Below are 5,801 nucleotides of genomic sequence, written 5' to 3'. Positions count from 1 at the left end.
CTCATCATAGTTTTTTTCCACGATTGTGGGATGTTTGGTTTCACCCTTTTTTAATTCGCCAACAGTCTCCTTAAGTCGCCGAGTCTAATCTAAATACATAACATCGATCGCAAATATGAAAATTAACGATAAACTCAAGACTATTTTAACTGAATTGCGAGCTCAATTCGAGCATCTTTACGGCGTTAACTGAACTGTGTTGAGCTATAAACCAAAACAGTAACGAACCGCCGATTCAACTTCTAACATTTTTTCGGCGGCAAGTTCCCCTGCAGAATCCGTAGGAAATCGCTCTTTATCCAAAGATCGAATCTGAAAACAGAGGAAAACTGTTTCTATTGGCAAGCCACTTTCAGACGCAGAAACACGCACATTGGTTCGATATTCGCGGTGAATATTAGTTCCTTTAGTGCCGACAATGACAGTAACAACTAACGGTGACTGGTTAATAGTATCAATCGAAAGCACCAAAACAGGTCGCATTCCAGCTTATTCTCTTCCATGAACTTGGTTAAGATTGACAAAATAAATTTTCCCTCGCTAAATGCTCATAGTGCTTCTAAACCATCCATTTCTGCCACAATAAACTCTCGATCGATGGCAGCAATCTCAACTTGAATATCTGGATTGTTGGCCATCTCTGCTATTTCTCCTTCCAGGTATTTAGCATTAGCGAGCTTATTAGCTATGTAAGTTTTCTCCCGAACTCGGCAAGCGATACGTTCCAGCAGCCAAAGTTGTTCTTCTATCGACAGGGAACTAATAGAACGTTCAATCTCTACTAAAGTTTGTGAAATCATTTTAGTTTCCTCTTGTTTTTTGCCATTGCATTATGGCTCTTCTGGGTTTGCGGTGTAAAGTGTATAATCTAAAAACTTTATGCTAGAGGCTAAGCTTATAGATTTTCATCTTGACGGATTACTCAATTTGCAGGCATTACGATTGAAAGATGTATTAAAAATGATAGAAAAACAATTTTAAAAGTAGATTTTTTGACAGATTGTGCTACTTGTCCTCACTGTCAACAGTCCACAGATGAACTTCATCAGATTCGTCCAATCTTGATTCGAGATTTACCGATTTCAGATCAGTTAATCGAATTGGAAATTCCTCGTCGCCAATACTACTGTAACAATTGTCAAAAATATTTCACAGAGAAACTGTGTTTTGTTGATGAAGGTCTGCTCTATACTCAACGATATGAGGAGTATATTAATCACCGTGTTCAGGTGACAACGGTGGAACAGGTAAAACGAGAGGAAGAATTAAGTTGGGATCAAGTGCAAGGAATTTTCAATCATCAGCGATTGCAAGTAAAAAAGTCTCATGGGGAGCGGTTAAACGTCTGAGTATCGATGAAATTAGTATGAGAAAAGGGCATCAAGATTTTGTGACTGTAGTCTCCGATATTGACCAAAGTCAATTGATTGAAGTGATCGATAGTCATGAACAGCAAGGTATCATGGAAACCCTAATGCAGTAACCGATTGAGGTTCGTGAACAGGTGTCAGAAGTGAGTGTAGATATGTGGGGTGGTTTTCCAAAAGTGATCCAAGAAGTTTGGACGAATGCGATTGTGGTGTATGACCGATTTCATGTGATGAAATATGTGAATGAGGAATTGAATAAAATCCGAATACAAAGCAATATTAAAGGAAAAGGCAGCAGATTTATTGTCCTGAGAAGTGGTGTAGATTTAAAAGAGCAACGGATCAAATTGGCTACAGTTTTAAGTCAATCTAAACGTCTTAAGCTTGCCTATGAATTGAAGGAAGAATTCAGAGAGATTTTTGAAAGTCATCATAGTGTGGAAGAGGGGAAAAAATCACTGCTTGAATGGATTAAGAAAGCACAACCGATTTACAGTGATACCCTAACCATGCTTCGCAATCATATCCATGGAATTTGTAACTATTTCTTGAACAGAACAACGAGTGGTGTGATGGAGGGAATCAACAATCGCCTCAAAGTGATTAAGCGTCAAGCCTATGGATTTGTTAATGTCGACAATTTTCGAGCTCGACTATTAGCTTGCTTTTCTAATTAGTTTTTATTATCACCTCAAACCCAGAAGACCCCAAATTTATCCAGATTTTTTTGAATGAGACCGGGTCCATTCCGAATAGATTCATTATTGCGATCGCTTACTTATCTTGTATCTATATTATACGACATAGTTGGGAAGCAGCTTATGACGCACACTCCAGCTACTCAGACGATTTAGAAAGTAGGGTTTTCCCTTGTTTTTCTCCTACAAAGAATGTAAAATTATAAAAACATGGGTTGTCAGCAATGAATGAAGAACCCCACCAAGCTTATCTCAATCTGATTGAATCGCTACTGAATTGCCCCAACGGGGAAGAAAACCAAATTTTGCAGGCAAACTCCGAGTTAGTTGATGCGGGGTTGGTGCAGGTAATGCTAGATATGGCAAATGATCTGAGAATTGATAACAACCTGGATGATGCTAATTCTTTAATGACTCTTGCAGGGCATCTCATGGGTACTTATGGCAATACAATACCAGATAAATCGTCACCTTCCACTTACCGCAAATTCCTAGAAGAAGTGTTGCAGGCAACTTCAGACAGCGACGGAGATCGTAATGTAATTTATGCCATACTTCGTGAGAAGATCAAATTAATTAATGATAATTTGGCGGTGGTGTTGCGAAATTGGGCGAAGGAAACTTTGCCAAATTCAGATAGCCAAAGGCGCATTTCTCTAACAACACTTATTGGCAATTTTTGCAACGCAATCCGGGAATTTCCTTTAGGCAGCAGGGCGAGTAATTTGGAAATTGCCATTGCAGGTGATGAAATTGCCTTGACTGTTTTTACCCGTCAAGAATATGCTAAAGATTGGGCCATGACTCAAAGTAATTTGGGAAATGACTACGGCGGCAGAATCAGAGGGGAAAAAGCGGAGAATCTGGAACTGGCGATCGATGCTTTTGTGGCATCATTAGAAATTTACACCCGTGAGGTATTTCCTCAAAATTGGGCAGGTACTCAAAATAATTTGGGGATTGCCTACGGCGACAGAATCAGAGGGGAAAAAGCGGAGAATCTGGAACTGGCGATCGCGGCTTTTCTGGCATCATTAGAAATTCGCACCCGCGCGGCATTTCCTATAAATAATGTTGAAACTTTATATAATCTCGGACTTGCCTACCAGGAATATTCACAACTACCAGAAGCTTACAATAGTTTTAAAACCGCGATTGAGACCGTTGAATCAATGCGGAGTGAAATTATTATCGGCGGCGAAGCAGAGAGACAGAAATTAGCTGAAGAATGGAATAAAGTTTATCAGGAGATGGTGGAAGTTTGCCTAGACATGGAAAACAAAACCGCCGCCCAAGAATACATCGAACGCAGCAAAACCAGAAATCTAGTAGAATTGTTTCACAATGCCCGCAGCTTGCCGCAAAATGTACAGCGGATTAGTTTTCAAGAAATTCGCAGTTTGTTAGGTGAAAATGAGGCAATTTTGGAATGGTACATTACCTTTAACGGCTTTAAAGTTTTTATTATTACCCGCGAGTCCCCTCAACCAATTGTCGGGCACTCTTCATCTGAAGACTTGCAAGTATTAGAGGAATTTCAGCAAGAGTATATCGACGACTACATCAATCAACCTGAAAAGTGGAGAAATCAGCTAGAAACCAGCCTGGAAAAATTAGCTAAAATCTTGCACATCGATAAAATAATTTCTCACCTCCAGAAAAAATGCCAGCGATTGATATTAGTTGCCTTCCGATATTTGCATTTGTTGCCGCTTCACGCATTAACCAGCCGAAGGGTAAGGCAGAATGTAGAAGAAACTGGAAGTCTCCTCGAACTTTTCCCAGGCGGCGTGAGATATACTCCCAGTTGTCAGCTATTACAATTATCTCAGCGGGTAAATCCGACTGGGGAAGACTCATCACCCACAAGATTGTTTGCCATTCAAAACCCGACAGAAGATTTAGACTTCACCGATATCGAAGTCGAAGCAATTGCCAAATCCTTTAATCCCGCCGAAGTATTGATTCGGGAAAAGGCAAGTAAGACAGGATTGCAGCAACAGCTTGAAGCGTTGCAGAATGCCGACATCGCCCACTTTTCCTGTCACGGCTTTTTCGACTTTCTCGATCCCCGGAAATCAGCTTTAATTTTAGCTGGGGCAAAAATTACCCCCGATAACGTTGACTCCGAGAACAAAAGTTATATTCGTTCCCGCCGAGGCGAAACCTTCGACATCGCCGAATGTCTGACGCTAGAAGAAATCTTTGATTTGCCACTGAGTAAGTGCAGTTTAGTGACGCTTTCCGCCTGCGAAACCGGCTTAACGGATATTGGAGATACCACTGATGAGTATATCGGATTGCCTAGCGGTTTTTTGTACGCCGGAACCACGAATGTGATTAGCACTTTGTGGGCTGTCAATGATGTATCTACGGCGATTTTGATGATTAAATTTTATGAGCTTTTCTTGTCGGAAACTCGCCCGCCTGTGGCGATTGCTTTGCGGGAGTCTCAGTTGTGGCTGCGGAGTGTGACTGTTAAAAGTTTGCTAGAATGGGTGGAAACATCGAAGTTGCTGAGTCGCGAACACAAACAGAAAATTCAAGACAAATACAGGCGCGGTTACAAACAGGATTATCAACCTTATGAGTCTCCCGTACACTGGGCGGCGTTCTGTTCTGTTGGGAAATAAGCTTGGGTATCAGAAACCGGGTTTCTGCGGAGATTGTTTTTTCCACTGGAGATTTCTCAGAGAAACCCGGTTTCTTTGACCTTAGTTCTAAATTATTCCAACGATAAATTCACTATAATCAAAGGAGAAATTGGCAATGACAGACGAACAATTTATTTCCGGTTTCCTAGCAGTCTTTGAAACTAAACCAGAAGTATTTGAACAAGCCGGGGCTGTTGACGATTTAGCAAATCTCAGCAATACGATATCCCAGATGGCGGATAAATCGTATCCGCTCAATAAATAGCGGTAACAGCAAAAAAGAAGATTCACAATCTAGGCACAGCATGGTAGAATATAAAGCCTGACGCAAAAAACATCTGCTGACCAATTAGTAGAGACCTTACTGCAAAGCATTGAGCCATCTGACATTGCAGACGAATCATTGCGTCGTACTGTGTCCATATTGCTGAACCTTATAGAGCAATTACAAGCAGAAACCAGAGAATTACGGTCAGAAAATCAAAGATTAAAATCCGAAAATAATCGTCTGAAAGGAGAACAAGGCAAACCAGAGGTTAAAGCCAATAGACCGAAAAAGTCAAAAGAAAACTACTCATCCGAGAAGGAGTGAAAAACACCAAAAAAACATATTAAAAGCAGTAAAAATGCTCTCGTCAAAGTTGATCGAGAGCAAATTCTGGAGTATCCTGAAGCAGAACTACCATTCGATTCAGAATTTAAAGGTTAGGAATTCGTAATAGTTCAAGACATTTTAATGAAAACAGATAACGTGTTATTCCGGAAACAGAAGTATTACTCACCTTCCGAAAAGAAAACATACATTTCACCGTTACCATCCGGATATGATGGAGAGTTTGGCCCCGGAATAAAAGCGTTAGTTATGAGCCTGTATTACGGGGGAAATATGACTCAAGGGAAGCTATTAGATTTTTTAAGCAATATTGGGATTTCCATGTCAGCCGGTTATTTATCAAATCAGAAGAGTAAATAATTCATCAAAGTTGGAATCAGAATTTAACAAAGTGTATGTATCCGGATTAGCAAGTAGCCCCTGGCAACACTTAGACCAAACAAGTGCGCGTGTTAAAGGAGTAAAT

At 40.5% G+C, this 5,801-nt stretch carries 7 protein-coding genes; 5 read left to right on the top strand and 2 right to left on the bottom strand.

What is annotated here, in order from left to right:
* Positions 1-204: 204 nt before the first annotated feature.
* Both QUA01_RS27050 and QUA01_RS27045 read right to left on the bottom strand, forming a co-directional pair.
* Positions 205-483, bottom strand: coding sequence for a type II toxin-antitoxin system PemK/MazF family toxin (locus tag QUA01_RS27050; protein ID WP_333093227.1), 279 nt, complete (start codon positions 481-483; stop codon positions 205-207).
* 65 nt (positions 484-548) lie between these two features.
* Positions 549-800 (bottom strand): hypothetical protein, encoded by a 252-nt coding sequence (locus QUA01_RS27045; RefSeq protein ID WP_333093226.1) that lies wholly within the window; start codon positions 798-800, stop codon positions 549-551.
* Between the two features lie 192 nt (positions 801-992).
* On the opposite strand from QUA01_RS27045, the gene QUA01_RS27580 reads away from it, so the two are divergent.
* From QUA01_RS27580 to QUA01_RS27025, 5 genes are all read left to right on the top strand, one after another.
* Positions 993-1,349, top strand: coding sequence for a transposase family protein (locus QUA01_RS27580; RefSeq protein WP_442922029.1), 357 nt, complete (start codon positions 993-995; stop codon positions 1,347-1,349).
* On the top strand, positions 1,271-1,483 hold the full coding sequence (locus QUA01_RS27040) for a hypothetical protein (protein WP_333093225.1): 213 nt from the start codon (positions 1,271-1,273) through the stop codon (positions 1,481-1,483). Before QUA01_RS27580 ends, QUA01_RS27040 begins: the two co-directional genes overlap by 79 nt.
* A gap of 21 nt (positions 1,484-1,504) precedes the next feature.
* Positions 1,505-2,047: a transposase gene (locus tag QUA01_RS27035; protein WP_333133288.1), complete on the top strand. Its 543-nt coding sequence runs from the start codon at positions 1,505-1,507 to the stop codon at positions 2,045-2,047.
* Positions 2,048-2,292: 245 nt separating this feature from the next.
* On the top strand, positions 2,293-4,701 hold the full coding sequence (locus QUA01_RS27030; RefSeq protein WP_333093223.1) for a CHAT domain-containing protein: 2,409 nt from the start codon (positions 2,293-2,295) through the stop codon (positions 4,699-4,701).
* A 136-nt stretch (positions 4,702-4,837) separates the two neighbouring features.
* The gene (locus QUA01_RS27025; protein ID WP_333093222.1) at positions 4,838-4,987 is read left to right on the top strand and encodes a hypothetical protein; all 150 of its coding nucleotides are present in this window, start codon (positions 4,838-4,840) and stop codon (positions 4,985-4,987) included.
* The last annotated feature ends 814 nt before the right edge of the window (positions 4,988-5,801 follow it).

The sequence above is a fragment of the Microcoleus sp. S36a_B3 genome (genome assembly GCF_036700745.1).
GTDB lineage: Bacteria > Cyanobacteriota > Cyanobacteriia > Cyanobacteriales > Microcoleaceae > Microcoleus.
The sequence above is the reverse complement of the archived record's forward strand: the minus strand, read 5'-3'. Positions and strand labels throughout refer to the sequence as shown.

Bases quoted from the DNA above. Each gene is read 5' to 3' on its own strand.
- QUA01_RS27050 (WP_333093227.1), bottom strand. From the start codon at position 483: ATGCGACCTGTTTTGGTGCTTTCGATTGATACTATTAACCAGTCACCG.
- QUA01_RS27045 (WP_333093226.1), bottom strand. From the start codon at position 800: ATGATTTCACAAACTTTAGTAGAGATTGAACGTTCTATTAGTTCCCTG.
- QUA01_RS27030 (WP_333093223.1), top strand. From the start codon at position 2,293: ATGAATGAAGAACCCCACCAAGCTTATCTCAATCTGATTGAATCGCTA.
- QUA01_RS27025 (WP_333093222.1), top strand. From the start codon at position 4,838: ATGACAGACGAACAATTTATTTCCGGTTTCCTAGCAGTCTTTGAAACT.